The organism is Bradyrhizobium sp. PRIMUS42 (assembly GCF_023006515.1).
GTDB lineage: Bacteria > Pseudomonadota > Alphaproteobacteria > Rhizobiales > Xanthobacteraceae > Bradyrhizobium.
Map to the genome: position 1 here is coordinate 1 of NZ_JALBGZ010001182.1, position 1,212 is coordinate 1,212.

At 67.3% G+C, this 1,212-nt stretch carries 1 pseudogene; it reads right to left on the reverse strand.

The features are described 5' to 3' along the window. Nucleotides 1–1,212 (reverse strand): annotated as a pseudogene (locus tag MOV75_RS38825) (hypothetical protein); the annotation flags it as partial.

The window sequence follows — 1,212 nt, forward strand, 5'->3', positions numbered from 1 at the left end:
GATGGGAGCGGCCATCGGCATCGGCATGGGCTGCGGCGCAGGGGTCGGCGGCGCGGTCCGCACCGCGCGCAGATCACCCTCGATCATGGAGAGGCGATCGACGACATGGCCGAGCGCGCTATGGACGGCGTCGAGCGAGTCCTGGGTGCTCCGGTTGGTCTCGGCCTGGCTGAAGCGGATGTCGGACAGCTCGCGCTTGACGAGATCGACCATTCCGGAATCGGCCGGCGGCGCGGAGCTGCGGCTCTCCGCCAGTGCGGAGTAAGTCGCCTGCTGCCGCTCCAGGTGCCGCAGAATGTCGTGCAGCCCGTCCTCGACGCGGCTCAAATTGCCGTTGCGCGGGTCGGAGGCGGCTTCGATCCGCTCCAGCAAATACGAGACACGCTGTTCGAGATGCGCGAAGGTCGAGGCCGAATCGTTCCCGACCTGCATGCGGTCGAAGCGGTCCGACAGCGCGCGGATGGCGGATTCGAGATGCTCGGTGCTTTCGGATGGCTGGGGCCGCTCGCGGGTTTCCAGCGCCGCGGTGAGCGCCGCAATGCGCTGCTCCAGCACTGCAAAGCTGTCGCCCTGGCCGGAGGCGCGGGTGACCTGGTCGACCTTGGACGACAGCAGCTGCACGTCTTCGGACAGGCGTGCCAGCGCTTCGTTGGACGCGACGTTGGAGACGATGCCGCGCAGCGCCGAGATCGCGCTTTCGAGCTGATGCACCGTCGAGGGATCGTCATTGGCGCGCAGGATCAGATCGAGCTTGGCGCCGAGATTGCGGATCGCCTCGTCATAGCCGGTGAGCTGCTCGGCCGGCGTCAGCGTGCGCAGCACCTGCTTGATGTCGGACAGTGCGTGCTCGATGCCCGACAGCACCTGGCCGTCGGTGCCGCTGGAACGCGTCTCGTCGATGCGCCGATGCAGCGAGCGGATCTCGTTCTCGATCGATTCGATCGCACGGCGTGGCATCGCCTCGGTGATGGCGGTGCGGATCTCGGCAAGCTCGCTGCGAAAGGCGTTGATCGCCTGCTCGGTATTGTCAGGGCGCTGGAGCGATTCGATCTGGCTCGTGATCTTGAGCAGATGGCGCTCGAGCGATGAGAAATCAGGCCCTGCTTGCGGTGGCGGCGGAGCATAGGCAGGCGCGGGTGGCGCCGCCATTGATGTCATGGGGGGCGCGAAGGGAGCCGCATTGGGCGCAATGGAGGGCGCGGCACGCGGCGG